Source organism: Rhizobium subbaraonis, from assembly GCF_900220975.1.
Lineage (GTDB): Bacteria > Pseudomonadota > Alphaproteobacteria > Rhizobiales > Rhizobiaceae > Mycoplana > Mycoplana subbaraonis.
The window spans coordinates 1-26,145 of record NZ_OBQD01000039.1; the positions used below are offsets into that span (position 1 = coordinate 1).

The window sequence follows — 26,145 nt, forward strand, 5'->3', positions numbered from 1 at the left end:
ACAACAGGCCTGATACATGACCGCACCCGATCACACGTTCAAAACTGCTCGAAGAACTGCTTGCATGAACGGGGGCATCCATACATGACCCGGCGCAGCCCGATATTTCCATTGAGAATTGACCCATGTTTCAACCGTCCCTCGCATGTTTTCAGCGGGGCTCTGGAGTGATCGACATGGCGTTACTGAGCGTAATCCGACGCTGGCATTTTCGAGAGCATCTATCGATCCGGGAGATTTGCCGCAGGACCGGCTTATCCCGGAATACCATCCGCAAATATCTACGCGCCGGCGGCGTGGAGCCGAAGTTCAACGTGCCGGAGAGGCCGAGCAAGCTTGATCCGTTTGCAGATCGGTTATCGGCCTGGCTGAAGACGGAGTCGAAGAAAGGCCGCAAGCAGAAGCGGACGATGAAGCAGCTTCACGCCGATCTGATGAGCCTCGGCTATGAGGGCTCCTACAATCGTGTGGCGGCATTTGCGCGGGAATGGCGCGATGATCGTCAGAGGGAATTGCAGACGACGGGCCGAGGGACATTTGTGCCCCTGGCGTTCGAGCCAGGCGAGGCCTTCCAGTTCGACTGGTCGGAAGATTGGGCGATCATCGGCAATGAGCGCACCAAGCTTCAGATCGCCCACACGAAGCTGAGCTACTCCAGGGCCTTCACCGTCCGGGCATACCTCCTGCAGACGCACGAGATGCTGTTCGATGCCCACAATCACGCATTCCGTGTCTTCGGCGGCATTCCCGGTCGCGGCATCTACGACAACATGCGCACGGCAATCGACAAGGTCGGCCTAGGCAAAGAGCGTGACGTCAACGTCCGCTTCATGGTGATGGCCAGCCATTATGTGTTCGAGCCCGAGTTCTGCAATCCAGCGTCCGGCTGGGAGAAGGGACAGGTCGAGAAGAACGTTCAGGATGCACGTCACCGCTTCTTTCAACCGATCCCGCGCTTTCCATCACTGGACGCCCTGAATGATTGGCTCGAGCAGCGTTGCAAGGAGTTCTGTGCCCAGACGCCCCACGGCCAGATGCGTGGCACTATTGCCGACATCTGGGCGGAGGAAGTTCCGGCTCTCATGCCGCTGTCCAGGCCGTTCGACGGGTTCGTCGAATACACGAAGCGGGTCACGCCCACCTGCCTAGTGCATTTGGAGCGCAATCGCTACAGCGTCCCGGCATCCTTCGCCAATCGACCGGTAAGCCTTCGGGTCTACCCGGATCGGATTGTCGTCGCGGCGGAGGGGCAGATCGTTTGCGAGCACCGTCGCGTCATCGATCGCTCCCATGATCGGCCGGGCCAGACCATCTACGACTGGCGACACTATCTGTCTGTCGTCCAGCGCAAGCCCGGCGCTCTTCGTAATGGCGCTCCTTTCGCCGAGCTTCCCGATGCATTCCGGACCTTGCAGCAATACCTGCTCAAGAAACCGGGTGGTGATCGGGAGATGGTCGATATCCTGGCCCTCGTCCTTCAGCACGACGAACAGGCAGTGCTATCTGCCGTCGACATGGCGCTGAAGTCCGGCGTTCCGACTAAGACGCATGTGCTGAACCTGCTGCATCGCCTCGTCGAAGGCGAGCCCCGACCTCAAGAACATCCGCTCCGGCGAGAGCTATCTGGGCTATGAGCGCGCCGTGGGCTTCGTCTCTCCGGAAGGCCTGCGTGCCGACGCCGCCAACGCCTATTCTATCTCGCAACCGGGCGTGAATGAATGGAGCCTTTCCGGAACCTGGACGATCGGCGCTGAACGGGCCGTGCTGGACAAGCCGGATGGCAGCATCGTCTACCGCTTCAGCGCGCGCGACCTGCATCTGGTCCTCGGACCCGGCTTCAGGGGCAAACCTGTTCCCTTCCAGGTGACGATCGACGGCAAGGCGCCGGGGTCCGATCGTGGCGCGGATGCCGATGCTGACGGCAACGGCACGGTGACATCGACCAGGCTCTACCAGCTCGTTCGCCAGTCCGGCGACGTGGAGGAACGGACATTTGAGATCCGCTTCTTCGATTCAGGCGTCGAAGCCTACGCCTTCACCTTCGGCTGAGACCCAATCTTCTCACCAAAACCACCCACGACAACAGGAGGAAAACGCATGAACCGACATACCATCTCGATCCTCGCACTCGCCTTCGCCACCAGCATCATCGCCTTTGCGGCGCAGGCCGCGGAAGTCAAAAACATCGTCATCGTCCATGGCGCACTTGCCGACGGTTCGGGCTGGCGCAAGGCATCCGATATCCTCGTCAAGCGCGGTTTCAATGTCACGATCGTGCAGCAGCCGATTACGTCGCTCGCCGACGATATCGCTGCCACCAACCGGGTGCTCGATTTGCAGGACGGACCGACACTTCTCGTCGGTCATAGTTACGGCGGTATGGTGATCACTGAAGCAGGCAATAACCCTGTCGTTGAAGGCCTCGTATACGTCGCGGCTTTCCAGCCGGATAAGGGTGAAAGCCTCCTCAGCCTCGCAAGTTCGAAGCCTGCTGGCGGCATGAATATCCGCGAGACGAAGGACGGAAAGCACCTCTATCTCGATCCCGCCGCCTTTGCGAACGACTTCGCCGCGGACCTGCCGAAAGACGACGCAGCGCTCTTGGCAAGGTCGCAGGTCTTCGCTGCGAAGGAGGCTTTCTCAGCCAAGATCGTCGATCCAGCTTGGAAGACGAGACAGAGCTGGTCCATCGTCGCGACTGAAGACCGGTCCATCAATCCCGAACTGGAGCGTGAGATGGCGAAGCGTGCCGGCAACACAGTGACTGAGATCAAATCCAGCCACGCCGTCTTCGCATCGCAGCCCCAAAAGGTAGCAGACGTCATCGAAGACGCGGCGAAGGCACCGTAACGATGGCATAAAGCGGCGATCCGGCAACATGGATCGCCACTGAAACTAGTTTCCAAGCTCTTGAAGGGATGTGAACTATCAACCCGCCATTCGAATCCTCAACCTTCTGGAAAGACTGGTAGTTTCCCTAACCTCAAGCAGGCCTCGACCATGGGCGGAATGAGAGTAAATTGCTTTTTGACCGACTTACGACTGTGGACGAGGCTGCGGGCTAGAGCAGACAGCTCCCTACCCTCTGCCTCAAGAAAAACCAGCTAGGCCTTGGTTTATCGACGTGTATGTCGTTTTCCATCCGACTAAGTTCGGTCGCACTGCGCAACCCTGCTCCTGATGCCCGGCATACTCAGGATGACATGCGCAACACCGCAGCTCTTGCAGAAGTTGTCGAAAGCCCTTTACACATACGCACTTGCTCTATAAGTTCGGTGACAGAACGAACTAAGTAGGCAACAATGACTGACACCCCCCGTATCTCCCGACAGTTCTCCCAGCGTTCCGTTATGGAGGCCATCGTGCAAGGCGGACCGATCTCTCGGGCTTCCATCGCAAAGCTGACGGGCTTGTCGAAGCAGACGATCTCGGAGATCGTTCGTGACCTTGAGGAGGACGGCTGGGTTCGCGAGACGGGCCGCACCAGCGGCCATATCGGCCGTACTGCCGTAACCTACGAGCTAGTCGTCGACGCCGCCTATATTATTGCGGTTGATCTCGGAGGCACGAAGGTACGCGTGGCCGTGACCGATCTCGCGGGCCAGATCGTTGGCGAGGATGCGGCACCGACGGATGCACGCGGGGGCATGCACCTTGTTACCCAGATCTCCGACATGGCGCTTGCCGCGGCCACACATGCGAAAGTTTCGCGTGAAAGGCTGCGGCTTGCTGTCGTGGGCGTTCCTGGCGCGCCGGACAACCGTACTGGTCGGATTCTGCTGGCGCCAAACATCCGCGATTTCGACAAGATGGACGTGCTTGATGCCTTCCGGCAGGCGTTCGGTTTCGATGTCTTGCTTGAGAATGACGTCAACCTCGCCGCCCTCGGCGAAAGTTGGCAGGGACAGGGACAGGGGATCGACAATCTCGCCTATGTTGCGCTCGGCACCGGCATAGGCAGCGGCCTCATCCTTGGGGGAACCCTTGTGCGCGGCGCAGCCAATGCCGCGGGCGAAATGGGCTTTCTGCCGATCGGCGCGGATCCGTTTGAGCAGGAATCTCTTAGGGTCGGCGCTTACGAGCGCGCCGTTGCAACATACGGCATCATCGCACGCTATGAAGCGGCGACCGGCGAAAAGGTCGACGTCCCCGCCGTGTTTGAAAGGGCGGCGGCCGGTGACAAGGCCGCCGATGCGGTACTCGACGATACGGCACGCCAGGTTGCCTGTGGCATTGCCGCAATCTGCGCGATCGCCAACCCTCAGCTCGTCATCCTTGGCGGCTCCATTGGCTTGCGGCCCGAAATCCTCGAGCGTGCGCGCCGCTTCCTGCCGCTGTGCTTCCCCTATCCGGTTGAGATCGCCTCTGGCGAACTCGGCTCACGGGCTGCGCTTGTGGGAGCCACAGCCGTCGGCCTCACCCAGTTGCACAACACACTCTTCGGCGTCGCAACGCCGAATGCCGGCCTTTCCCTTCCGCCGACCGGAACGGAACCGCCCCAGGAGGCTGTGGAATGACGGTTGAAAACGACCTCTTCACCCGTCTAAGAGCGGCGCTCGACCGTGATGCCGCGATCGAATTGCTCCGTGGCGCCATCCGGCGTGACAGCGTCACGGGAAACGAGGCAAATGTCGTCGCCTATCTCGCCGATGCGATGCGCAAACTTGGCCTCTCCGGACTGACGACGGCCGATTTCCTCCCCGGACGCCCGAATGTCTGGGGCGAGCGCAAGGGTGCCGGCGGCGGCAAGCGTCTTCTCTTCATCGGCCATACGGACGTTGTCCACGTTGACGGCTGGCGCCAGAACTGGGCTGGCACGGAGCGCGAAGATCCCTTTGGTGCTGCCATCGTCGATGGCGCGGTCTGGGGCCGTGGGGCTGGTGACCTCAAGGCCGGCATCACATCGTCGCTTGCCGCCATGGCGCTGCTCGACGCGGCAGGCATCAAGCTCGCCGGCGACGTCGCTTTCGCCTTCGTCGGCGACGAGGAGAGCGGTCAGCCGGGCATGGGCGTCTCGGCAGGCGTCAAGGACTATGTGGCACGTATGGAGGCCGGTGCAGTCGAACGCCCGGACTTCGTTGTCTATGTCGAGCCGACGCAGCTTGCCGTCTATCCGGCACAGATCGGCTTCTTCATTACGGACATCACCATAACCGGGCGCTCGGCCTATTTCGGCGTACCGGAACTTGGCAAGGATGCCCTACGCGCCAGCCACACGGCTATGAGCGCGCTCTGGAAGCACTCTGACGAGATTTCCGCCCGTGCCGAGCATACGCTAGTCGGCAGGTCCTTCCTGTTGATCACCGGGCTTTCCGGCGGCGGTTACATCGCCGTCCCGGAAAAATGCGAATTGTCTCTCATCCGCAAGCTCCTGCCGGGCGAGTCTCTCGATCAGGCGGCGGCGGAGATCGAAGAAGCGGTGCGCGGGGCCATCACCGACCCGGAAATCGCCGTGGAATTCTCCTATCCGGCCGGCCGCGATCATGTACTTGGCGGAACAGCGGCCGAAATCGACGCGGGCAGCCCTGAGGTCGCGATGCTGTCGGAGGCGATCGGCGGCGCACTGTCCGGGCGTGGGGCCATTCAGGGAGCCCCCTTCTGGTCGGAATCGCCTTTCTTCGTGAACCGGCTCGGCATACCCGCGGTCTATTGCGCGCCCGGCGACATCAGGAACTGCCACACCTACAACGAACACGTCGAGATCGAAGAATTTCTCGCGGGCGTCATCGGCTTTGCGGCCTTCATGGCGCGTTTTTGCGGAACAGCTGACTGAAACATCAACCACCAACTAAAAAAATGGGAGCACGCTATGCAAATGACAAAATGGCTGACCGGAGCCGTGGCCGCGGGACTTATCATGAGTAACGGAACCGCCATCGCCCGGACCGTCGGTCCGGCCGGCGAAGCGGCAACGCCGAGCGCTGAAGTCACGCTCAGCGATGCAGACATCGCGGCGCTGAAGGACAAGGGCTATAAGGCAGCGCTCCTCTGGCACACCTCGTCGGATTTCACCAACGCGGTCGGCCAAGGTGCAACGGATGAGTTCAAGCGCGCCGGCATCGACATCGCCGTAACCACCGACGCACAGTTCGACGCCGCGCGCCAACGCAGCGACATCGAGACGGCGCTGGCCGCCAAGCCGAACGTCATCCTGGCGCTGCCGCTCGATCCGGTAACCTCGGCCGAAGCCTTCCGCCAAGCCGTCACGGATGGCGCCAAGCTGGTCTTCCTGTCGAACGTGCCAAAGGGCTACAAGCACGGCACGGACTATGCCGCGATCGTGACCGACGATCTCTTCCAAATGGGCAAGCAGGCAGCCGACGCGCTCGCCAAGTCGATCGACGGCAAGGGTACGGTCGGCTACATCTTCCACGACGCCACCTACTACGTCACCAACCAGCGTGACCAGGCCTTCAAGTCGACCATCGAGAAGGACTACCCGGACATCAAGATCGTTGCGGAACAGGGCATTTCCGATCCGGCGCGCGCGGAGGAATTGGCCAATGCGATGTTGCTGAAAAATCCCGATCTCGACGGCATCTACGTCACCTGGGCGGAGCCGGCTGACGGCGTTCTGGCGGCACTGCGCGGTGCCGGCAACACCAAGACGAAGATCGTCACGCTCGATCTTGCCGAGCCGGTCGCGCTCGACATGGTCAAGGGTGGCAATGTGACGGCCCTCGTCGCCGACAAGGCCTACGAACTCGGCCGCGCCATGGCGGCTGCCGGCATGAAGTCGCTGCTCGGCCAGGAGACGCCGGCGTTCGTCGTCGCTCCGGCACTGACCGTGACCAAGGACAATGTCTCCCAAGGCTGGAAAGACTCTCTGAACCGCGACGCGCCGCAATCGGTGCTCGACGCCGCAAAGTGAGCGTCTGGCGGCGGCGCCAGGCCGCCGCCTTTCCATCTTCTGACCATTGCAATCTCAAGGCTGGAAAACGTCGCTGAACAAGGACGTACCACAATCTATCACCGACGCCTTGAAGTAAGCGGAGCCCGGTCGGCTCTCATTCACGGAGGTAAATCATGTCCAGTACCAACCAGGGTGCCGCGGTCCGTGCGGCGGGGCTGGCCGGCCGAGTCAACCTGCAACAATATGTCGTCTATTTCGGCTTCCTGGCGATCTTCCTGTTCTTCGCCATCATGCTGAAGGACAGCGGTTTCCTGACGGTCCGCAACCTCTCAAACATCGTGTTGCAGACGGCGCCGGCGACAATCATGGCAATCGGCCTCGTCTTCGTCATGTCGGCGGGCGAGATCGACCTTTCCATCGGCTCGACGGTGGCTGTCGCGGCGCTCGCCGCGGCCGTCACCATGCAGAGCTACGGCATGGTTCCCGGCATTGCCGCGGGCCTTGGCTGCGGCCTGCTGATCGGCCTTGTCAACGGCGTGCTTGTCGCCTATGTGCGGCTGCCGTCCTTCCTGGTGACGCTGGCGACGCTCGGCCTCTTTGCCGGTGTCTCGCGCTCCCTGACAGACCTGCGCAGCATCCCGGTCACCAACGAAACCTTCACCGGCTTCTTCGGCTCCGGCGCGCTCTTCGGCATTCCCTCGCTCATCTGGTGGACGGCGATCGCCGTCGCCATCGGCCATATCCTCTACCGCGAGACCCGGTTCGGTGCCCATGTGCTGGCGGTCGGCGACAATGCGCGGGCGGCGAGCGTCTCCGGTATCTCGGTGCCGAAGATGCGGCTTGCCGTGCTGATGATTTCGGGCGCGCTTGCCGGGCTTGCCGGCCTGCTCTATGCCGGCCGTCTCCAGGCGGCAAAATATACGCTCGGCGAGACCGACCTGATGACGGTCATTGCCGCGGTCATCGTCGGCGGCACGCTGCTCAATGGCGGCAAGGGCTCGATCATCGGCGCGCTCGTCGGCTCGCTGATGATGGGCATGCTCAACAACGGCCTCATCCTGATGGGCCTTTCCGTTTCCGACCAGATGATCGTTCGCGGTCTCATCATCCTTGCCGCAGTCGCCGTGTCGCTGCGCGAAAAATCCCGCTGAGGAGAACCCGCATGTTTCTCGACGTTCTGCGCCGGCGCAATCCCGGCTTCATCGAAGCGGCCCAGAGGCTTCACCAGGAGGGCAAAATCCCGGCCAATGCCTATGTGATCGACCTCGATATGATCGAGCGCAACGCACGGATCATCAAGGATGAGGCGACGCGGCTCGGCCTGAAGACCTTCGCCATGACCAAGCAGTTCGGCCGGTCGAGTTCGGCCTGCCGGGCGATCCTCGCCGGCGGCATCGATCGCTCCGTCGCCGTCGACATGGCCTGCGCCAGGTCGACCCACCGGGCGGGCCTGAAGGTCGGCCATCTCGGCCACCTCCAGCAGGTCGCTCGACACGAGGCGAACGGCGCGGCCCGCGTGCTCCAGCCGGATTACTGGACGGTGTTCAACGAGACAAAAGCGCGCGAAGCCGCCGCCGGCGCCAAGGCGGCCGGTCGCACGCAGAACCTGCTCGCCCGCATCCATGCGGAAGGCGATACCTTCTACCGCGGCCATGAGGGCGGCTTTGACGCCGAGGACGTCGTCGCCGTGGCCGATATGCTGGACGGCCTCGAAGGCGGCGGTTTTGCCGGCATCACCACCTTCCCCGCGCTGCTCTTCGACCACCAGGCGCGCAAGGTGCTGCCCACGCCGAACCTCGCGACACTGACGAAGGCCGCCGAGGCGCTGGCGAAGGCCGGGCGCCGCGACATCGAGGTCAACGCCCCCGGCACGACCTCCAGCGTGCTGCTCGCCGCGCTGGCGGAAGCCGGCGCCACGCAATGCGAACCCGGCAACGGCCTGCACGGCACCACGGCGCTGCATGTGGTGGAGGACCTGCCGGAACTGCCCGCCATGCTCTACCTCACCGAGGTCTCGCACCTCTCCGGCGGCAAGGCCTATTGTTTCGGTGGCGGCTTCTACATCGATCCGATCTTCCCGGACTACGACGTCAAGGCCATCGTCTCCGACGAACCGACCGTTGCCGCAAGCGCCCTGCGCAGCGTCGAAATCCCCCCGCCTTCGGCCATCGACTATTACGCGATGATCGACGCGACCGGTCCGGGCGCGCCAAAACCCGGGGATGCCGCCGTCTTCGGTTTCCGCGGCCAGGCCTTCGTCACGCGCGCCTATGTCGTCGGCGTCTCCGGCATTGCGTCCGGCGCACCGAAGGTCGAGACCATCGAGAACACATCAGGCGAAACCGCCGCCTGGCCGATCTAGGAGGAAAGGGGCATGAATGCGACTGCTGAAGCCATGACCGGCCGCCCTGTCCTGGCATTGAAGGACATCCGCAAGACCTTTGGCGGCGTCGTCGCCATCGAGAATTTCTCGCTGGAGGTTCACCCCGGCGAGATCGTCGCCCTCGTCGGCGACAACGGCGCCGGCAAGTCGACGCTGATCAAGATCATATCAGGCGTGCACCCGCCGACCTCGGGCTCGATCGCCATCGAGGGCGAGCCCGTCGCCATGTCGAGCGCGACGATGGCGCGTGCCCACGGCATCGAGGTGGTCTACCAGGATCTTGCGCTCGCCGACCAGCAGACCGTCTACATGAACATGTTTTTGGGCCGCGAGCCGACCAAGGCTTTCGGCCTTCTCGATCGCCGCCGCATGATCGACGAAACGGAAAAGCTGGTGAAGGAACTGGACGTGCGCATCCCCTCGGCGCATGCGACGATCCGCGACCTTTCCGGCGGCCAGCGCCAGGGCGTCGCCATCGCCCGCGCGACCCATTGGGCCAGCAAGCTGATCCTGCTCGATGAGCCGACCGCTGCGCTTGGCGTCGCCGAAACCGCCAAAGTAGAAGAGATCGTCGCTGCGCTGAAGACCCGCAACATCGGTGTCCTCATCATCAGCCACAGCCTCGATCAGGTTTTCAAGCTCTCCGATCGCATCTGCGTCCTTCGTCGTGGCAAGCAGATCGGAGTTCGTGAGACCAAGAAGACCGACAAGAACGAGATCATCGCGATGATCACGGGCCTGCAGCAAAGCTGATTGCCTGGCGACGTGTCTCAACGAGAAGAAGATGGGAATGACAGAAACCAATATGCTCCGGGAGATTCGCGAGATCCCTTCCATTGTGGAAAGACAGGTTAACAGTGAAGCCACTATCTATCGCGAGATGGGGGAGCGCATGCGCCGGGATAGACCCCGGTTTGTTGTTTCATGTGCGCGTGGTTCTTCCGATCAGGCCGTCACCTACTTCAAATATCTTCTGGAGACGCGGCTTGGCATTCCTGTCGCCTCGATCGGCCCATCCGTTGCTTCTGTCTACAAAGCCAAACTGAATCTCGAGGGCGCGGTCTTCTTGACGGTCTCGCAATCGGGCGGTAGCCCGGACCTCGTGAGCCTCCAGGCCGCAGCCGGTGCAGGGCGAGCCCACACACTCGCACTGTTGAATACGACGAATTCTCCGGTCGGGAAAGCAGCCGAGACCGTGCTGCCGATGTTTGCGGGTCAAGAGAGAGCGGTCGCGGCGACGAAATCGTTGATCGCTTCGCTCGTCGCCTTAGCCTCTCTGGCTGCACATTGGAGTGAAGATGACGATTTGCTTGCAGCGCTGAAACGCTTGCCTGGCGTGCTCGTCAAAGCGCTGGAGTGCGATTGGTCTCATGCAGAGACGTCCATGGCGGCTGCCCAATCACTCTATACGATAGGTCGCGGTCCTGGTCTTGCTGCGGCTGGTGAGGCCGCGCTGAAGCTAAAGGAAACCTGCAGGCTGCATGCTGAGGCCTATAGTGCGGCGGAGGTTCGCCACGGTCCGATCGCCTTGGCACGTGACCGCTTCGCGGCGCTGCTCTTCACCAATGGTGATGACGCCGACGCGAGCACTGTCGATGCGGCCCGTCGGCTGGAGGCGGCTGGTGCACGTGTTTTCGTCACAGGAGAAAACCTTCCGACAGTGGTGTCTCCGAGCCCGGTCCTGACGCCGATTTGCCATCTTGCAACCTTCTACCGCTTCGTCGAAGGGTTATCCGTTTCGCTTGGCGAGAACCCCGACGCTCCCGCCCTGTTGCGGAAGGTTACGGAGACCACGTAGGCACGACGGTGTTGTCACATTGATTTTTCGTCAGTCGATTTGCGGTAGTTGGGCAGGATGAACAGCACGACGCCGACTCCGGCTGGCGGTGCAGCTGCATCATCCCTGCTCTCGCGCTTCACGATGTCAGCGACCGTGTTTTTGCTGATGCCTAGATCGCGTGCGATCCAGCGATAGCTGCGACCTTGAGCAGTCAGCGCCATGACCTTCGGCGCCAGGTCCTGTTGACAAAGTGGATTCTAAAGTCGGCCGAAGCATGATTCAAGACTGCCTTTTAGGAGGTGGTTTTGGCACGAGGGGACCTTACCGATGCGGAGTGGCGGATAATATCCGGACTTCTGCCAGCTGAGCGTGGCCGGAAATCCCGTCCGTCGTTGGACAATCGAAGATGTCTCAATGGGATGCTGCATGTTCTGCGCGTCGGCTGCCCATGGCGGGACATGCACGAACGATATGGCAGGTGGAATTCGGTCTATGTGCGCTTTCGTCGATGGGCGGAACAAGGCGTGTGGGACGCCTTGTTGGAAACGCTCGTCGAGCTTGGTCTCGCTGATGATTGGCGACACAAGGTCGATAGCACTACGGTTCGGAGCCATTCGCAGGCTGCGGGCGCAAAAGGGGGACTCATAAGGAAGCTCTTGGTCGATCACGCGGTGGTTTTACGACAAAAATCCACGCCCGAACGGACGGTCAGGTACGACCTCTTGGCTTTATCCTGACCGGTGGGGAGGCTTCGGATTACAATGCTGTTTCCGATCTGCTGGCCATGCCGGTTGGCAAGCCCAAATTGTTTCTCGCCGACAAGGGTTACGATAGCGACGCTATCCGCGAGGAGTTGCTGATCCATGGCATTTTGCCAGTCCTCCCGCCAAAAGCGAACCGCAAAGACCCGCCTTCCTGCGACTTCAAGGCATACAAGGATCGCAACCGCATCGAACGAATGTTCAACCGTCTCAAACAGTTCCAGAGGATCGCAACGCGTTTTGACAAGACAAAATTATCGTTCGCGGCCTTCTTGGCAATCGCGTCCGTAAGGATGTGGCTCCCGTCATTTATCAGCCAGGCTTAGGCGCTCAATTTCGGAAGTTCGATCAATGGCCTAGTGTCCAGACGATTGAACTCCAGTTCGCCGAAATCTCCCGTTTCAGCCTCGTAGAGTGTAACATCTACTGAGGCCCCGTCGCCATCGGTGGCACGCTCGGAGGAAATCGGTTTCACGCTCCCTCCTACGAGGGCGGCGTTCCTGATCGTGTGAGCGTTATCAACAATGAACATTCCGACTTGGATTGCGCCGAAATATTCATCCGACCAACGATCGTTGAGCCTGTTTATTCAGCTCTTTTCCACATCCAGCAGGTTACGAGGATTCTTTGACCACATATCTATCTCGAACTTTCGGCTGGTCGCAGGTGTTTTACGTCCGCATGTGATCATATCATATGGAACTGACAATGGCCGCGTGTATAGCCGGGCCAGACTTTGTCAACCGGAACGAGGAAAGAAGGCGTCTACAAATTTCGGGGCTATTCACGCCTTCACGCCGCCTGAACCAAAGCCGTACACCCAAATATTGCCTTCGCAGGGTTAAGTTTACAGTGCCCAGCTAAATGGCGGACAATCTTTCGAAGTCGCGATGGGCAAAATTCGCACCGCGCTTTGGCAGGGCTCTTTTGCGAGCTTACTTATGGTTTTCCTTGGCATCTCCCTCCAAGAAGGTCGTCATTGGCCGGGGTTCCCCGATACACCTTGCGTTTCGTTCGAAACGCAAGGTCTGAGTTCGACGTGATGTCAATAGTCGCCCTTGTTCGCGGCGAGAAAGTTACCAGCTACTTGCGACACCAAAGCCAGCGAAATCGCACCGGCATCCGGGTGGCCGATGCTTTTTTCAGAAAGCGGCCGGGCACGACCGAGTTTCGGAGTGAGCGATGCGGTCGCCTCGGCGGCGGCCTTTGCCGCCTCGGCCGCGGCGGACCATGCCTCGACCAGCGATTTACCGGCTGCGGCTTCCTTCTCCAGCGTCTCGACGAAGGGCACGAGTGCGTCGACAAGGGTCTTGTCGCCCGGGCGGGCGCGGCCAAGGCGGGTGACGCCTTCCAGCGCCAGACGGGCGCCACGGACGACGGCATCCTTTTCTATGGCGGCCGTATCGCTCAAGGCATTGCTCCACGACCGCAGGAGCAGACCCCAGATGGCGCCCGAGGTCCCACCGGCACGGTCGGCCCAGGCATCGCCCGCAACCGCCAGAACGCTGGCAGCACCTGCACCAGCCGCGACGGCTGCCCTGGCGGCTTCGAGGGCGGCCGCCGAGCCGCGGCGCATGCCCTGACCATGGTCCCCGTCGCCGGCGACAGCATCGATGCGGCCGAGCTCTTCTTCCGCCTCCTTTAGGGCGAGCGCGATCTTCTCGATAACACCGGCCACGCACTTGCCGTCCGCCTTGGAGATGTCGCTGGCTTCGGCAAAGTTGGCGAGCGTGTCGCTGTCGTCGAGTGCGTCCGTGGCTGGTTCCGTCGTAAACGTCGCGCCGCGGCGCAGCACCGGCGTATCGCAGGCGGCCGTCCAGAGCGGTTCCAGTTCATCGTCCAGCCAGAGCAGCGTCAGCGAGCAGCCCTGCATGTCGAGGCTGGTGACGAATTCGCCGGCTTCCGGCAGAACGGCTTCGAGACCGGCAGCCTCAAGCCGGGCGGCAACCGCCGTCCAGAGCACGAAGAGCTCTTCGTATTTGGTTGCGCCCAGACCGTTCAGGACGACGCCGGCGCGCTTGGTGCCCGCCGGGCGTTCCGCAAGCAGCTTGTCTGTCAGCAGGGCGGCAAGATCGGTCGCGGAAACGATGTCTTCCTCGCTGATGCCGGGTTCGCCATGGATGCCGAGGCCGAGCGCCATCTGGCCCTTCGGCACGGTGAACAGCGGATTGGGTGCTCCCGGCAGGGTGCAGCCCTTGAAGGCGACACCGAAAGAAACGGTGCGGTCATTGGCATGGCGGGTCAGGCGCTCGACCTCATCGAGATCGAGACCGGCTTCAGCCGCGGCACCGGCGATCTTGAAAACCATCAGGTCGCCGGCAATGCCGCGCCGTTTTGCTGCCGTCTCGGCCGGTGCGCTTGCCACGTCGTCCGTCACCGGCACAATGCGCACATCTATGCCTTCAGCACGCAGGCGTTCGGCCGCAACACCGAAGTTCAGGACGTCGCCGGCATAGTTGCCGAAGCCCAGTAGGATGCCGCCACCCTGATCCGCAAGGCGGCAGACGCGCGCGACGGCAGCCGTCGAAGGCGAGGCGAAGACATCACCGGCAACAGCCGCATCCGCAAGGCCCGGGCCGACATAGCCGGCGAAGGCCGGGTAATGGCCGGAACCACCGCCGATGACGACGGAAACTTTCCCCTTCGGTACCTTGGTCGCGCGAACCACGCCGCCCTTCACGAGCCGGACATAGCGGCTGTAGATCGCGGCAAAGCCCTTGAGAGCGGTGGTTGCGAATTCCTCCGGGGCGTCGAAGATCGTGGTCATGGCTGATGTCCTTGGTCGCGAGGCAGGATGCGCCTCAGATAATCTCGGTTCGAAGCGCAGACAGAAAGCCCGTCGCCGCCATAATGTTCACAAAGAAACGGGCTCGAAAAGCCATAGGCCAGCGCCATGCGGATCGCGGCGCGATAGTTGATGATGCCGGATTCGAGCGGTGCCGGGTGGGTGACGATGACGCCGGAAGCGGGGTCTTCGGTGCGCGTGTAATTCTTGACGTGCCAGTATTTGGCATAGGGCGCGACCTTCGCCATCATCTCCTGCCAGTGCTCCATCGGGCGATGCAGGCGGATGAGATTGCCGAGATCGGCATTGATGCCGACATTGGGCAAGCCGACCTCCTCGACGAAACGCACAGCGCTTTGAGCGGTGCCAAGGTAAGTGTCCTCGTACATCTCCAGGGAAACTTCGATGCCAAGCTCTTCGGCGTGGCGGCCAAGTTCGCGGATGCGCCGCACCGCCTTGTTCCAGATGTCGGAGTCACCCGGATTTTTCGCCCCGTCGACGGTCCAGAACCAGAGCGCCTGTTTCTGCGCTTCCGTCAGCGGTTCGAAGAAGCCGAAGGAAACCGATCCGGCGCCGATGGTTTTTGCCGTATCGATAACCCGATGGCTGTAGGCGAGGTATTCGTCGCCCTTCTCCGCATCGATCACGCTGCGGCGCGAGGTGGAGATCGCGGGAATAGTCAGCCCGAGCGAATGAACGAGCTCGATGAAGCTTTCAAGCCGGACCGGAGCCAGATCCGCCAGCCGTAGCCAGCTGTCCGTTGGGTCAAGCTCGGTAAAGCCGGCATCGACCACGTCAGCCAGCGTTTCGGCCCATTCCTCGACCGATTGATCCTGAACGGAGCGACCATCGCCCATGATATTCGGATACTGGATCATCGCGGCCGCGATCGGCCAATTGTCTCTTGTCCATCGACGCGGTTCTGCGGTCACGGTTGCATTCCTTGAAAAGTCGGGATGGAGGTGGAGACAGCGGCCTCAGGCCGCTGTCTTGCCGTCGTGGGTGTCCGGAACGGAAGGGACAATCTCGACCTTGCGGCCACGCGCCCGCCCGACGGCCCACATGACAGCCGGGGAAAGCAGAAGTGCCAGACCGAGCAGCATCAAGCTGGTCACGAGGCCGTTCGACCAGAAGATCGACAGCGTGCCGTTCGACATCAGCATCGACTGGCGGAAAGCGTCTTCTGCCTTGTCGCCGAGCACCATGGCCAGAACCAGCGGCGCCAACGGATAATCGAGCTTCTTGAAGACATAGCCGAGAAGACCGAATGCGATGACCAGCCAGATATCGGTGACGCTGTTGGCCACCTGATAGGCGCCGGAGAAGATCACAGCGACGATGATCGGACCGATAATCGAGAAAGGCACGCGCAGGATCGAGGCATAAAGCGGCACGGTGGCGAGAACCAGGATTACGGCGACGATGTTGCCGAGATACATGGAGGCAATCAGGCCCCAGACGAAATCCGGACGATCGGTAAACAGCGTCGGGCCGGGGGTGAGTCCCCAGATCATCAAGCCGCCCATCATGACAGCCGCGGTTGCCGAACCGGGCACACCGAGCGCCAGCATGGGCAGGAGCGCCGAGGTGCCGGCGGAATGGTCGGCCGTTTCCGGCGCCACAATGCCGCGCGGGTCGCCCTTGCCGAACTTCGACTTGTCACGCGCCGAGCGGCTGGCGACGCCGTAGCTCATGAAGGAGGCGGCGGTCGGGCCGGCGGGCGTGATGCCCATCCAGATGCCGATGATCGTCGAGCGCAGGATGGTGAACCAATAGCGCGGCATTTCCATCAGCGTGCGGCCGATTTCGGACAGCTTGACGCGCGCCTTGATGCCTTCGAAGCGAAGCCCTTCCTCGGTCGTCAGCAGCAGTTCGCCGATGCCGAACAGGCCCATGACGGCGATCAGGAAGGAAACGCCCTTGATCAGTTCCGGAATGTCGAAGGTCAGGCGCAGGTTGCCGGAGATCGTGTCCATGCCGACGGATGCCAGCGCAAAGCCGAGCATCATCGAGACCAGCGTCTTGAACGGCGATTGCGCACCCATCGAGATGAAGCTTGCGAAGGCGAGGAAGTAGACGGCGAAATATTCCGGCGACGAGAAGCGCAGGGCGAAATTCGCGACCCAGCCTGAGAGCAAGGTGATCATGACAACGCCGGCCAGCGCGCCGATGCCGGCGGAGACGAAGGCGAGCGTCAGCGCCCGGCTCGCCTGGCCGGATTTGGCCATGGGGTAGCCGTCAAAGGTTGTGGCGACGGACGAGGGTTCACCTGGAATATTGAAGAGGATCGACGTGGTCGAGCCACCGAAGAGCGCGCCCCAATACATGCACGACAAGAGGATGATCGCCGAGATCGGGTCCATCGAGAAGGTAAGCGGCAGTAGCAGCGAAACGCCGTTCGGAGCGCCCAGACCGGGCAGCACGCCGACGAGAATGCCGAGCGTCACGCCGAGCATCATCAGAAGAATGTGGTTGAAGCTGAGGATGTGGCCGAAGCCGTCCATCAGGAGACCGATATTTTCCATGTCTTTTCCTCCTAAAGACTAGACGCCGGGCGGGATCAGTAAATCCCGAACCACGCCTCGACCGGGCCTTTCAGGAGCGGAACCTTGAAGCCGATTTCGAAGATGACGAAGAAGAGAGCCGAGACCGCAATGCCTGCGGGAAGGCCGAACCACCATTTGTATTTGCCCTGCAGCGTCATGGCGCCGGCGATATAGAGGGCAGTGCCGATATAGAGGCCGAGGAAGGTGGAAACCGCAGCAAAGGCGAGTAGCGGTAGGAAGAAGGTGAGGACGGCCTTGAAGCGCTCGGTTTCGACGAAGATCGCGCCGCTGCCGCGATGCTTGACGAAGGCGCTCACCAGATTGGCGAGGCTGCCAAGAATGATCAAGAGACCGATATAGAAGGGGAAATAGCCGGCATCAGGCCCCATGTCCGTCCACCCCATGCCCGCCTCGCGGGACCCGAAGCAGACGGCAACGCCGAAGGCGCCCGTCAGAAGCGCAACGACAATTTCCATGGAAAACCGGGACACGCCCTTGTTGCTGCTCTCGCTCATCGTCCAACCCTTTCCGATGGGGGTGCGGACGCCGTCATGGCGCCCGCAAAGAACCTTGGGAGGAGGTTCAGTTTGCCAGCCAGCCTTCGCGCTTCAGAACTTCCGAAACCGAGGCCTCGTCGGTCTTGATGAAGTCCGTCAACTGGGGACCGCTCATGAAGTTTGCGGACTGGGAGGTGTCGGCGAGATACTTTGCCCATTCGGGCGTTTCGGAAACCTTCTTCAGGACGCCGGCGTAGAAATCGATCACTTCCTGATCGACGCCGGCCGGCAGCCAGACGGTGCGGGGCATTGAGTAGTTGTCGATGGCGATGCCGGCTTCCTTGCAGGTCGGGATATCGCTCCAGCCCTGATCGCCGGCAACCTTGGCGTCGTTCTTCAGCTTTTCGGATTTGAATACGCAAAGCGGCTTGACCATGCCGGCCTGCCACTGGCCGAGGTTTTCGCTCGGGTTGTTGACGTTGGCGGCGATATGTTCGCCGGCGAGCTGCACGGCTGCTTCGCCGCCGCTCTTGAAGGGGATGTAGCCCAGCTTAGTGCCGGTTGCGTCGTTGATCATCGAGGTCAGGATCTGGTCGACGTCCTTCGACTGGCTGCCGCCAACCTTCATGTCGGCCGATTCCTTGGCCGTGGCGACGAAGTCGGCTGCGGTCTTGAAGTCTGACTTGCCGTTGACCCAGAGGATGAACTCGTCGGCTGCGAGTGAAGCGACCGGCGTCAGGTCCGTGGACTTGTACGGAACCTTGGCGCGGATCGGCAGGAGATAGGCGTTGTTGGTGCCGAAGGCGAGTTTGTAAGGGTCGCCATTGTAGCCGGCCGCGTAGACGAAGCCTTCTGCGCCACCGGCGCTGCCCTTATTGGTGACGACGACCGGTGCCTTCATCAGCTCGTACTTGCCGATGATCGACTGGATGGTGCGGGCAAAGATGTCCGTGCCGCCGCCGGGGCCGGCGGTGACGACGAATTCGACGGGGCGGTTCGGCTCGAAAGCCATGGCCGGGGCGGCAATGCCGAATGCGGCTGCCATGATGCATGCTATGGATACTGAGCTCTTCATTTTCACTCCTCCGTTTTGAATGAACGGCATGGCCCTCCGCCATGCCGGTAGCGACAGAAATCGATGGAATTCAGGCTGCGGCCCGGGCGGCACTCCTCTTCGCCATGCGGGCTGCAAGCAGCACGGCTTCACGGCTGGCGCCGGCGTCCGCAATGCCCTTGCCGGCGATGTCATAGGCGGTGCCATGGGCCGGAGTGCAGAGCGCAAACGGCAGGCCACCCATCATGGTGACGCCCTTGTCGAAGCCCATGAGCTTCATCGCGATCTGGCCCTGGTCGTGATACATGGTGAGGACGGCGTGGTGGCCTTCCTTGAGCGCACGCAGAAACACCGTGTCGGCCGGGAACGGGCCTTCGACCTCCCAGCCGCGCTGGCGGGCAAACTGCACGGCCGGCTCGATGATGTCGATCTCTTCCATGCCGAAGCTGCCGCCGTCGCCGGCATGCGGATTGAGGCCTGCAACGGCGATGCGCGGATTGGCGTGACCGGCTGCGATCAGGCACTGACGGGTCAGTTCGATCTCGGCGAGGATGCCATCGACCGAGAGGTGCGCCGCCACGTCCTTCAGCGGAATGTGCGAGGACACGCGGGCGTTCCAGACCTTTTCCAGAACGTTGAACTCACGAACCTTGCCGGTGAAGTTGATGACATCGGCAACGAAGCGGATTTCGTCGTCATAGCCGGGATAGGCGAAGCGCATTGCCTGCTTGTTGAACGGCGTGAAGCATACGGCTTCTGCACGACCCGCATTGGCGAGTTCAAGGGCAGTGCGGAAGTTGCGGGTGGCGAACGTGCCGCCGGCAAGCGTTGCTTCGCCGCGCTGAACGTCGGCCGGATCAAGATGACCGAGATCGATGAACACATGCCGGTCCTTGCCTGCGCCTTCAAAATTCTCAAGCGAAGCCGATGCCAGATCAAGCTCCAGGCCGGCGCAAGCAGCGCCTTCGTCGAGAATGCGGCGATCGCCGATGACGACGAGATGGGCTGTATCGCGGATGTCGTCCATGGCGAGAAGGCGCGCCGTCAGCTCCGGGCTAATTCCGGCCGGGTCGCCCATGGCGAGCGCAATTACGGGGCGCACGTCGTTTGCGCTCTGGGTCATCGGGAAAGTCCTCCGCTTCCTATGGTGATTGCCGTCATACGCCATTCAAAATGCTGCATCAAGTCTTTTGTATTCTGTATGCAGCATTTTTTGTTGACCCTAAATCAGCCAAAGGTCATGGTTTATCAATCGCGGCGATTCAGCGCGGATTGGTGAAGGGACAGGTTTTAGAGACATGGACGAGACTTCAGCTTTGCAACGCCGCCCTGACGGAACCGGTCCAGGCCCGATCCGCCGCACCGCGCTGCACGACACGCTCGTCAATCATCTCCGCGACATGATCATCGAGGGTGATCTGGAGCCCGGCACCCGCTTGCATGAAGGCCAGCTTGGCGAGCAGCTTGGCGTGTCACGCACACCCTTGCGGGAAGCGATCAAGTATCTGGCGAGCGAAGGACTGGTGGAGTTGGTTCCAAGCCGTGGCGCCGTGGTCAAGCGCTTCAGCGCCAAGGACGTGAAGGACATGCTGACCGTGCTGCGCACGCTGGAAGAACTCGCGGGAAAGCTGGCCTGCGAGGTCGCGAGCGACAAGGACATTGTCGGCGTTCGTGCACTGCATGACCAGATGATTGCGTGCTACAAATCCGGCGATCGACTTCAATACTACAAGCTGAACCAGGACATCCATTCCGCAATCGTCGGTCTTTCGCAGAATGCCGCGCTGGGGGATATCCACATCATGCTGCAAACCCGGCTGAAGCGCATCCGCTTCATCGGCCATGAAGGTCCCGAAAAATGGGCGGCGGCCGTGGCCGAGCATGAAGAGATGATCACCGCGCTCGAAGCGCGCGACAAGGAACGGCTCGCCGAAGTGCTTGGCCGGCATCTCTTCAATGCCTGGGATCGCGTCCGCGATTCCCTTTGACCCCCCTTCCATTGAAGGCCGGTGATGTCGAGTTGTTTGGCTGAAGCAGCGTTCCTGGGTTACGGGTGGAAGACTGGACGGGCTAGTCTCGAACGTTTCATCGTAGCCATCGATAGCCCCGGATAACGTCTCTCCGTCGGCGCCAACTGCTGGGTTGCAGGTTCGTATTGGTTGAAGACCTTCCTTCATTCGACCGTTTCCCCAAGTCTTTGTGTTGTGAACGTTCTTGCGCTCGCGGAGCGGATTTCGCCGCCGCTACTGCTCTCGGTGAGGGCTTCAACCACGGCGTCGTGGCGGTCTCTTCTAACTGCGAATGACGATCAGAGGTCCGAGGCGGACCGCCTTCAAGCCAAGGACCTTCGTCAGGAAGTCAAGCGCCGCATCAGTGTCGGCGACCTTGATCGTGCCGCTGACCCGGCGGTTGGCAAGCGCGGAACCGGCGATGACGATCCGCCCGCGGAAATGGCGGTTCATCTCCCCAACGATATCGGAGAGCGGCGCGTTGTCCACCGCGATCTGCCCCCGCCTCCAGGCAAGCGCGACGAGACTTTCGACGGGCGTTACGACCGCCCCCTTCCTTGCATGGTCATAAGTCGCCTGCTCGCCTTGCTGAACGTTCAGTATGCTAGCGGGATCTCCGTCGAGTTCGATCCGAACGGCATTTTCCGTCACGGTCACTTCCGTGTCGTCCTCACCGTAGCGTACGTCGAAAGCCGTGCCGAGCGCCGTCACGCTCGCCGTCCCGGCCAGGACTGTGAAGGGGCGTTCTGGTGCATGGGCGACCTGGAAGAACGCCTGGCCTCGGAGAAGATGGATGGTGCGGCGGTCGTCGGTGAAGTCTACGGCGATGGCGGAAGAAGCGTTGAGCTGAACCTCTGATCCGTCCGCGAGCGTCAGGACGGGCATCTCGTCTGCGCCTGCGATCACGTCCGCCTCCAGCCGCATCGGCCCATCGAGGCCGAGAAAGACACCCGTGGCAACGGCGGCGACAACCAGGATTGCAGTTATCGGCTTTATCGCGCTTCGGGGCTTGACCTGGGTGTTGGCGAGGACGGGATCGGACTGGATCGCCCGGCGGGCGTCACCCATCAGGTTCTCGGCGGCGGTGTAGGTCCGACAGTTTTCCGGATCGCGCTCAAGCCATTCCCTGAAGCGCGTCTTGTCGGCCGGCGGTTGGTTTGGGTCGCTATTGCGCAGCAGCCAGTCGGCCGCCTCGCGGTTGCGCTTCTTCTGAGCGCTGATCGCTCCCTTGGCCGCCATGTGCGCCTCCAGACGTGTTCTTGCCGTTAAGACGTTCGACGTCGCCGGTTTGGGACTCTTATTCGACTTGAAGGAGACGGTCGAGGCAGTGGGTCAACGCCCGGCGGAGGTGGCGGTCCACCATGTTCCTGGAAATGTTGAGCTTCACGCAGATCTGGTCCGGCGTCAGATGGTGCAGCCGGTGCAGGACGAACACGGCGCGGCGACGCTCCGGAAGCTCGGCGATCGCTTCGCGCAGGATCGCCACCCGCGCTTCGATCTCCAGCGCCATATCTGGTGCGGGGCCGACGCTTGCAACGGACAGCGCCTCGCGCTCGGAGCCGGAGAAAAGCCTGGCTTCCCTGCTTTCGCGGCGCTGCCGGTCGATTCCAAGATTGATGGCGGCGCGGCAGAGGAAGGCCTTGATCGAGCGCTTGTTCTGCAGAACGTCCGGCTTGACTGCCAGCTTCACGTAGAGGTCGTGGACGATATCCCGCGCAGTGGAGCGCGGATGGCCGCGGCGGCGGACCGCCCTGGTAATGTCGGCATAGTGCAATTCCATGGCCCGGTTCAGCAGATCGTTGCTGTCAACACCGTCCCAGACGACAGGCGAGGAGGAGCTCGACATAGGCCTTAGTTCCCAAACAAGAATAGGGTTGTTAGCATTGGATGCCGAACCCTCTTGTGCAAACGGCTACCCAATCTAAAATATACGTGCAAGTGCAATAGGTTAGAACAATTCAAAGGTATAAGTGACTGTCGAAGAAATCAAGACTGAAAAAGTCATGTTTATGCCTGATTTCGTTGCGTGAATCCATTTTGCCAGATTCGGCCAAAGCCGGTTTGGTCTCCTCGCAGCTCGGTTGAATGGGGATGCGGTGTGATATTTCGGTAACGGAACACCGGTCTTCAGAGCGGAATGCAGAGTGGCGTTCCGGCAACCGGGTCGCGGATGACAACCGTCTTCACCTTGAAGACATCCGCAATCGTCTCGGCGGTAATCACAGCTTCCGGTTTTCCCGCCGCGGTGATCCTCCCATCCTTCAGAACGACGATGTGTTCTGCATAGCGGGCCGCTTGGTTGATGTCGTGCAGGACGGCGACGACCGTCTTGCGATGCTTTTCGACAAGCATGGTGATGAGGTTCATCAATTCTACCTGGTGCTCGAGATCGAGGTAGGTTGTCGGCTCGTCGAGCAGGATCGCCTCACCCTGCTGCGCCAGCGTCATGGCGATCCAGGCGCGCTGGCGCTGACCACCGGAGAGACTGTCGAGCGCGCGATCGGCAAGGTCCGCCGTACCGGTCAGCATGAGTGCCTCGTCGACGGCCGTCTGATCCTCCGCCGACCAACGGCTGAAGAGGGAGCGATGTGGATACCGGCCCTGCCGCACGAGATCACCGACTGTCAGGCCCTCCGGCGCCACGGCCCCCTGCAGCAGGACGCCCACCTTTCGGGCGACATCACGGGTCGAGAGGCCCCTCAAGTCACGGCCATCGAGAAGGATGCTGCCGTGCGAGGGCTTCATCAGCGCGGCGAAGGTGCGCAGGATCGTAGACTTGCCGCTGCCATTGGGACCGATCAGCGCCGTAAAGCGCTGTGCCGGGATGACGAGATCGAGGCCCCCGACGATGCGGCGCTGTCCATAGGCGATATCGAGGCCCTTGCTGGCGATTTTGGCGGCGGGATCCTTATTCGTGGCCATGGCGGCGTCCCCAGAGAAGATAGGCAAAGAAGGGGGCGCCGACGAGCCCGGTGACGATGCCGGCCGGAAGCTGCAGCGGCGGGAGGACGATGCGGCCGATGAGGTCGGCGGCAACAACAAGGCAGGCACCGATGAGTGCAGCGACCGGGAAGATCCGGGCGTGCGAGGCCCCGACCAGCCGGCGTGCGACATGCGGTGCGACAAGGCCGACGAAACCGATGAGACCGGAGACGGCAACGGCTGCGCCTGAAAGCACTGTGACGAGCACGATCATCATGCCGCGCACGCGATCGACCGGCTGACCGAGGCTCCTGGCGTAATTGTCGCCGAAGCAGATGAGATCGAGTTCGCGCGAGGCAAGGAACGCGAGCATGACCGGGATGATGAGCCATAGCGCAAGCAGCCGGACCTTGACCATGTTGGCATCGTAGACGCTGCCCGCGAGCCAGATCATGGCCCGCTGCACGCTGCCTATATCGCCGAAGGCGGAGAGGAAGGTCGTGCCGGCCGTTGCGAGCGAGGAAAGGCCGATGCCGATCAGGATGATGCGAAGCGAAGACGTGCTGCCCCGCCAGGCGAGCGCGTAGACCGCAAGCGCCATGGCGGCGGCACCGAGGAAGCCGGCCGCCTGCAAGAGCGCGACAGGTGGATCCTGGATCAGGACGATCACTGCCATGGCTGCTGCCGCAGCACCACTGTTGATGCCGAGGACACCCGGCTCGGCCAGGGGATTGCGCATGATGGCCAGCGTGATCGTGCCGGCAGTCGCAAGCGCCACGCCAACGAGGAGGGCGAGAAGGACGCGCGGCAGGCGAAGGTCGAAGACGATCATCACGCTCTGCGGATCGGCATCGCCCGTTCCGGTCGTGGCATGGTAGATGTCCCGCCAGGTCAGCGAGACGTCGCCGAGCGCGAGACTTGCCGCGACGAGAAGGGCGAGCAGAATTGTAAGAGCGGCGAGAATACGGCTCATGTCTCTTCTCTCAGCCGGGTGCGGGCAAGATAAAGGAAGAACGGCGCGCCAACGAGCGCGATCGTCACGCCGACCGGGAAGCTCTGGCTTCCGAACACCAGCCGCCCGGCAGTATCGGCGACGACCACGAGCAGTGCACCGCCGAGCGCCGAGAAAGGAAGGACCCAGCGATAGTCGATGCCGACGCACATCCGCGCGATATGCGGTGCGACCAGCCCGACGAAGCCGATCGGTCCGGCGAGCGCAACGGCGCCGCCCGCAAGCAGGATGACGATGGCAACCGATGCGCCGCGCCAGACGACCGGGTTCTGCCCCAGCGCGCGCGAGGCGTCCGCGCCGAGGGTGAGCGTCGTGAGATGCCGGCCGAGAAGGACGGCCGCGACGAGGCCGGTGAGGATATAGGGCGCGACGGTTCTCGCCTGCGCCATGGTTCGCCCCGTCACCGAGCCGGCAGTCCAGAGACGAACGGCATCGAGCGTGCTCTGGTCGAAGATCAGGACGGCGGTGGTGAGCGAGGTGAGGAAGGTCGCGACGACGGCTCCGGCCAGCACGAGCCCGAGCGGGGAGCGCCCGAACGCGCCGCACGAGCCCAGTGCGTAGACAACTATTGCGGCGATCGCCGCGCCGAGAAAGGCGAACCAGACATAGATGTCGCCGACGCCGGCGCCGAAGAGCGTCATCACGGAAACCACCGCAAAGGCCGCACCCGCATTGATGCCGAGCAGGCCGGGTGAGGCCAGCGGATTGTTCGTCACCGCCTGCATGATGGCGCCCGAGACGGCCAGCGCGCTGCCCGCGAGCAGCGCCGCAATTACGCGGGGCACGCGGATGCTCGTCACCAGAATATGGTCTCGCGAACCATCGAACGAGACGATCGCGGAGATGATGGTGGAGGGCGGAATTGCCACCGTGCCGAGCGCGATGGCGATCATTGCGGCAAGGACCAGCAGACAAAGGAGGGCAAAGCAGGCGAACGCCCGCCCGCTATCAGTCGCCATAGTTCGGCTGGCCCCTCGGCCGGTCATTCGTCCGCCAGGATATAGCGCTCGACATCGTCGAGGATGCGGTTCGCCGAGCTGATTCCGTGGAAGCTCTGCCAGGGACCGCGATCGACCCGGTGCGCACGTCCGGCCTGAACGGCGGGCAGCAATTGCCAGAGCGGGTTCTCGGTCACCTGCTTTTCCAGCGCGTCGTCTGGCCCGCTTTCGAAGCCGCTGGCGGAAACGTAGAGCAGCACGTCGCCGTCGAGATTGGTGAGTTCCTCCCAGTCCGGCCGCTTGACGATCGTGCCATCGGTGACGGTCTCGTAAGCGGTGCGCTTCACGCCCGCCTCATGAAGCACGGCGTAGGGGGCGTAGGCGTCCGGCCCGTCGACGAAGACGACGAAGCGATCGGGCGCGAGCCGGACGGTCGAGACCGTCAGGTCCTTATCCTTCATCCGTTCGCGGATCTCGGCGACGCGCGTATCGTAGGCCGTGAGCGCGGCCTGTCCGTCGTCGAATGATTTGAGACTTTTTGGGCGTGGGAAGAATGGAGTTTCCGGCTCGGTTTGCGGGTTGATTTAAGCCGCTTTGGCCTGGTG

At 62.0% G+C, this 26,145-nt stretch carries 24 protein-coding genes and 2 pseudogenes; 12 read left to right on the top strand and 14 right to left on the bottom strand.

Annotation, left to right across the window (positions count from 1 at the left end; translation table 11 throughout):
- The first annotated feature begins 176 nt into the window (after window positions 1-176).
- The 10 genes and pseudogenes from istA to CRO48_RS29655 all read left to right on the top strand — a co-directional run bounded on the left by istA (window position 177) and on the right by CRO48_RS29655 (window position 11,034).
- A complete protein-coding gene (istA, locus tag CRO48_RS29610) occupies window positions 177-1,634 on the top strand; it encodes an IS21 family transposase (RefSeq protein WP_407071965.1) in 1,458 nt (485 codons plus the stop codon).
- Window positions 1,579-2,049 (top strand): annotated as a pseudogene (locus CRO48_RS29615) (cytochrome c biogenesis protein DipZ); the annotation flags it as partial. The gene istA and the pseudogene CRO48_RS29615, both read left to right, overlap by 56 nt.
- A gap of 48 nt (window positions 2,050-2,097) precedes the next feature.
- Window positions 2,098-2,850 carry an alpha/beta hydrolase gene (locus CRO48_RS29620; RefSeq protein ID WP_097143253.1) on the top strand — a complete coding sequence of 251 codons (753 nt, stop codon included), beginning with the start codon at window positions 2,098-2,100 and terminating at the stop codon, window positions 2,848-2,850.
- A 452-nt stretch (window positions 2,851-3,302) separates the two neighbouring features.
- Entirely contained in the window at window positions 3,303-4,517 is a 1,215-nt protein-coding gene (locus CRO48_RS29625; RefSeq protein WP_097143254.1) for an ROK family transcriptional regulator, read from the top strand.
- Window positions 4,514-5,773 carry a M20 family metallopeptidase gene (locus tag CRO48_RS29630; protein ID WP_097143255.1) on the top strand — a complete coding sequence of 420 codons (1,260 nt, stop codon included), beginning with the start codon at window positions 4,514-4,516 and terminating at the stop codon, window positions 5,771-5,773. Before CRO48_RS29625 ends, CRO48_RS29630 begins: the two co-directional genes overlap by 4 nt.
- 84 nt (window positions 5,774-5,857) lie before the next feature.
- Window positions 5,858-6,871 (top strand): substrate-binding domain-containing protein, encoded by a 1,014-nt coding sequence (locus CRO48_RS29635; RefSeq protein ID WP_245423711.1) that lies wholly within the window; start codon window positions 5,858-5,860, stop codon window positions 6,869-6,871.
- Between the two features lie 155 nt (window positions 6,872-7,026).
- Entirely contained in the window at window positions 7,027-8,004 is a 978-nt protein-coding gene (locus tag CRO48_RS29640; RefSeq protein WP_097143256.1) for an ABC transporter permease, read from the top strand.
- 11 nt (window positions 8,005-8,015) lie between these two features.
- Entirely contained in the window at window positions 8,016-9,215 is a 1,200-nt protein-coding gene (locus tag CRO48_RS29645; protein ID WP_097143257.1) for an alanine racemase, read from the top strand.
- A 12-nt stretch (window positions 9,216-9,227) separates the two neighbouring features.
- Entirely contained in the window at window positions 9,228-9,989 is a 762-nt protein-coding gene (locus CRO48_RS29650; protein WP_097143258.1) for an ATP-binding cassette domain-containing protein, read from the top strand.
- A 37-nt stretch (window positions 9,990-10,026) separates the two neighbouring features.
- Window positions 10,027-11,034, top strand: a complete 1,008-nt coding sequence (locus CRO48_RS29655; protein ID WP_245423712.1) for an SIS domain-containing protein — start codon at window positions 10,027-10,029, stop codon at window positions 11,032-11,034.
- Window positions 11,035-11,048: 14 nt separating this feature from the next.
- Here CRO48_RS29655 and CRO48_RS31945 read toward each other — a convergent pair whose 3' ends face one another.
- A complete protein-coding gene (locus CRO48_RS31945; RefSeq protein WP_245423713.1) occupies window positions 11,049-11,237 on the bottom strand; it encodes a helix-turn-helix domain-containing protein in 189 nt (62 codons plus the stop codon).
- Window positions 11,238-11,321: 84 nt separating this feature from the next.
- On the opposite strand from CRO48_RS31945, the pseudogene CRO48_RS29665 reads away from it, so the two are divergent.
- A pseudogene (locus tag CRO48_RS29665) lies at window positions 11,322-12,103 on the top strand (IS5 family transposase).
- Here the strand turns inward: CRO48_RS29665 and CRO48_RS32585 are convergent.
- From CRO48_RS32585 to CRO48_RS29700, 7 genes are all read right to left on the bottom strand, one after another.
- Window positions 12,100-12,252, bottom strand: a complete 153-nt coding sequence (locus CRO48_RS32585; protein WP_176526945.1) for a hypothetical protein — start codon at window positions 12,250-12,252, stop codon at window positions 12,100-12,102. The pseudogene CRO48_RS29665 and the gene CRO48_RS32585 sit on opposite strands and share 4 nt — an antisense overlap.
- Window positions 12,253-12,822: 570 nt before the next feature.
- A complete protein-coding gene (locus CRO48_RS29675) occupies window positions 12,823-14,544 on the bottom strand; it encodes a dihydroxyacetone kinase family protein (RefSeq protein ID WP_097143260.1) in 1,722 nt (573 codons plus the stop codon).
- The gene (locus CRO48_RS29680) at window positions 14,541-15,440 is read right to left on the bottom strand and encodes a sugar phosphate isomerase/epimerase family protein (RefSeq protein WP_097143261.1); all 900 of its coding nucleotides are present in this window, start codon (window positions 15,438-15,440) and stop codon (window positions 14,541-14,543) included. The genes CRO48_RS29675 and CRO48_RS29680 overlap by 4 nt, the downstream gene beginning before the upstream one ends.
- A 99-nt stretch (window positions 15,441-15,539) precedes the next feature.
- Entirely contained in the window at window positions 15,540-17,087 is a 1,548-nt protein-coding gene (locus tag CRO48_RS29685) for a tripartite tricarboxylate transporter permease (protein WP_097143262.1), read from the bottom strand.
- Window positions 17,088-17,122: 35 nt separating this feature from the next.
- The gene (locus tag CRO48_RS29690; RefSeq protein WP_097143263.1) at window positions 17,123-17,623 is read right to left on the bottom strand and encodes a tripartite tricarboxylate transporter TctB family protein; all 501 of its coding nucleotides are present in this window, start codon (window positions 17,621-17,623) and stop codon (window positions 17,123-17,125) included.
- Between the two features lie 67 nt (window positions 17,624-17,690).
- The gene (locus CRO48_RS29695) at window positions 17,691-18,680 is read right to left on the bottom strand and encodes a tripartite tricarboxylate transporter substrate binding protein (protein ID WP_097143264.1); all 990 of its coding nucleotides are present in this window, start codon (window positions 18,678-18,680) and stop codon (window positions 17,691-17,693) included.
- A gap of 70 nt (window positions 18,681-18,750) precedes the next feature.
- Window positions 18,751-19,782 (bottom strand): 4-hydroxythreonine-4-phosphate dehydrogenase PdxA, encoded by a 1,032-nt coding sequence (locus tag CRO48_RS29700; protein ID WP_097143265.1) that lies wholly within the window; start codon window positions 19,780-19,782, stop codon window positions 18,751-18,753.
- A 175-nt stretch (window positions 19,783-19,957) separates the two neighbouring features.
- On the opposite strand from CRO48_RS29700, the gene CRO48_RS29705 reads away from it, so the two are divergent.
- Window positions 19,958-20,647: a GntR family transcriptional regulator gene (locus CRO48_RS29705; protein WP_097143266.1), complete on the top strand. Its 690-nt coding sequence runs from the start codon at window positions 19,958-19,960 to the stop codon at window positions 20,645-20,647.
- A gap of 303 nt (window positions 20,648-20,950) precedes the next feature.
- Here CRO48_RS29705 and CRO48_RS29710 read toward each other — a convergent pair whose 3' ends face one another.
- From CRO48_RS29710 to CRO48_RS29735, 6 genes are all read right to left on the bottom strand, one after another.
- A complete protein-coding gene (locus tag CRO48_RS29710) occupies window positions 20,951-21,907 on the bottom strand; it encodes a FecR family protein (protein WP_097143267.1) in 957 nt (318 codons plus the stop codon).
- A gap of 58 nt (window positions 21,908-21,965) precedes the next feature.
- Window positions 21,966-22,514 (bottom strand): RNA polymerase sigma factor, encoded by a 549-nt coding sequence (locus tag CRO48_RS29715; protein WP_097143268.1) that lies wholly within the window; start codon window positions 22,512-22,514, stop codon window positions 21,966-21,968.
- Window positions 22,515-22,795: 281 nt separating this feature from the next.
- Window positions 22,796-23,590 carry an ABC transporter ATP-binding protein gene (locus CRO48_RS29720; protein WP_097143269.1) on the bottom strand — a complete coding sequence of 265 codons (795 nt, stop codon included), beginning with the start codon at window positions 23,588-23,590 and terminating at the stop codon, window positions 22,796-22,798.
- Complete coding sequence (locus CRO48_RS29725) at window positions 23,577-24,563, bottom strand: FecCD family ABC transporter permease (protein ID WP_097143270.1); 987 nt, start codon at window positions 24,561-24,563, stop codon at window positions 23,577-23,579. Before CRO48_RS29725 ends, CRO48_RS29720 begins: the two co-directional genes overlap by 14 nt.
- Entirely contained in the window at window positions 24,560-25,561 is a 1,002-nt protein-coding gene (locus tag CRO48_RS29730) for a FecCD family ABC transporter permease (protein WP_245423714.1), read from the bottom strand. The genes CRO48_RS29725 and CRO48_RS29730 overlap by 4 nt, the downstream gene beginning before the upstream one ends.
- Before the next feature lie 23 nt (window positions 25,562-25,584).
- Window positions 25,585-26,124 carry an ABC transporter substrate-binding protein gene (locus CRO48_RS29735; RefSeq protein ID WP_280952707.1) on the bottom strand — a complete coding sequence of 180 codons (540 nt, stop codon included), beginning with the start codon at window positions 26,122-26,124 and terminating at the stop codon, window positions 25,585-25,587.
- Window positions 26,125-26,145: the final 21 nt, after the last annotated feature.

Bases quoted from the DNA above. Each gene is read 5' to 3' on its own strand.
- istA (WP_407071965.1), top strand. From the start codon at position 177: ATGGCGTTACTGAGCGTAATCCGACGCTGGCATTTTCGAGAGCATCTA.
- CRO48_RS29620 (WP_097143253.1), top strand. From the start codon at position 2,098: ATGAACCGACATACCATCTCGATCCTCGCACTCGCCTTCGCCACCAGC.
- CRO48_RS29625 (WP_097143254.1), top strand. From the start codon at position 3,303: ATGACTGACACCCCCCGTATCTCCCGACAGTTCTCCCAGCGTTCCGTT.
- CRO48_RS29630 (WP_097143255.1), top strand. From the start codon at position 4,514: ATGACGGTTGAAAACGACCTCTTCACCCGTCTAAGAGCGGCGCTCGAC.
- CRO48_RS29635 (WP_245423711.1), top strand. From the start codon at position 5,858: ATGAGTAACGGAACCGCCATCGCCCGGACCGTCGGTCCGGCCGGCGAA.
- CRO48_RS29640 (WP_097143256.1), top strand. From the start codon at position 7,027: ATGTCCAGTACCAACCAGGGTGCCGCGGTCCGTGCGGCGGGGCTGGCC.
- CRO48_RS29645 (WP_097143257.1), top strand. From the start codon at position 8,016: ATGTTTCTCGACGTTCTGCGCCGGCGCAATCCCGGCTTCATCGAAGCG.
- CRO48_RS29650 (WP_097143258.1), top strand. From the start codon at position 9,228: ATGAATGCGACTGCTGAAGCCATGACCGGCCGCCCTGTCCTGGCATTG.
- CRO48_RS29655 (WP_245423712.1), top strand. From the start codon at position 10,027: ATGACAGAAACCAATATGCTCCGGGAGATTCGCGAGATCCCTTCCATT.
- CRO48_RS31945 (WP_245423713.1), bottom strand. From the start codon at position 11,237: ATGGCGCTGACTGCTCAAGGTCGCAGCTATCGCTGGATCGCACGCGAT.
- CRO48_RS29675 (WP_097143260.1), bottom strand. From the start codon at position 14,544: ATGACCACGATCTTCGACGCCCCGGAGGAATTCGCAACCACCGCTCTC.
- CRO48_RS29680 (WP_097143261.1), bottom strand. From the start codon at position 15,440: ATGATCCAGTATCCGAATATCATGGGCGATGGTCGCTCCGTTCAGGAT.
- CRO48_RS29685 (WP_097143262.1), bottom strand. From the start codon at position 17,087: ATGGAAAATATCGGTCTCCTGATGGACGGCTTCGGCCACATCCTCAGC.
- CRO48_RS29690 (WP_097143263.1), bottom strand. From the start codon at position 17,623: ATGAGCGAGAGCAGCAACAAGGGCGTGTCCCGGTTTTCCATGGAAATT.
- CRO48_RS29695 (WP_097143264.1), bottom strand. From the start codon at position 18,680: ATGAAGAGCTCAGTATCCATAGCATGCATCATGGCAGCCGCATTCGGC.
- CRO48_RS29700 (WP_097143265.1), bottom strand. From the start codon at position 19,782: ATGACCCAGAGCGCAAACGACGTGCGCCCCGTAATTGCGCTCGCCATG.
- CRO48_RS29705 (WP_097143266.1), top strand. From the start codon at position 19,958: ATGGACGAGACTTCAGCTTTGCAACGCCGCCCTGACGGAACCGGTCCA.
- CRO48_RS29710 (WP_097143267.1), bottom strand. From the start codon at position 21,907: ATGGCGGCCAAGGGAGCGATCAGCGCTCAGAAGAAGCGCAACCGCGAG.
- CRO48_RS29715 (WP_097143268.1), bottom strand. From the start codon at position 22,514: ATGTCGAGCTCCTCCTCGCCTGTCGTCTGGGACGGTGTTGACAGCAAC.
- CRO48_RS29720 (WP_097143269.1), bottom strand. From the start codon at position 23,590: ATGGCCACGAATAAGGATCCCGCCGCCAAAATCGCCAGCAAGGGCCTC.
- CRO48_RS29725 (WP_097143270.1), bottom strand. From the start codon at position 24,563: ATGAGCCGTATTCTCGCCGCTCTTACAATTCTGCTCGCCCTTCTCGTC.
- CRO48_RS29730 (WP_245423714.1), bottom strand. From the start codon at position 25,561: ATGGCGACTGATAGCGGGCGGGCGTTCGCCTGCTTTGCCCTCCTTTGT.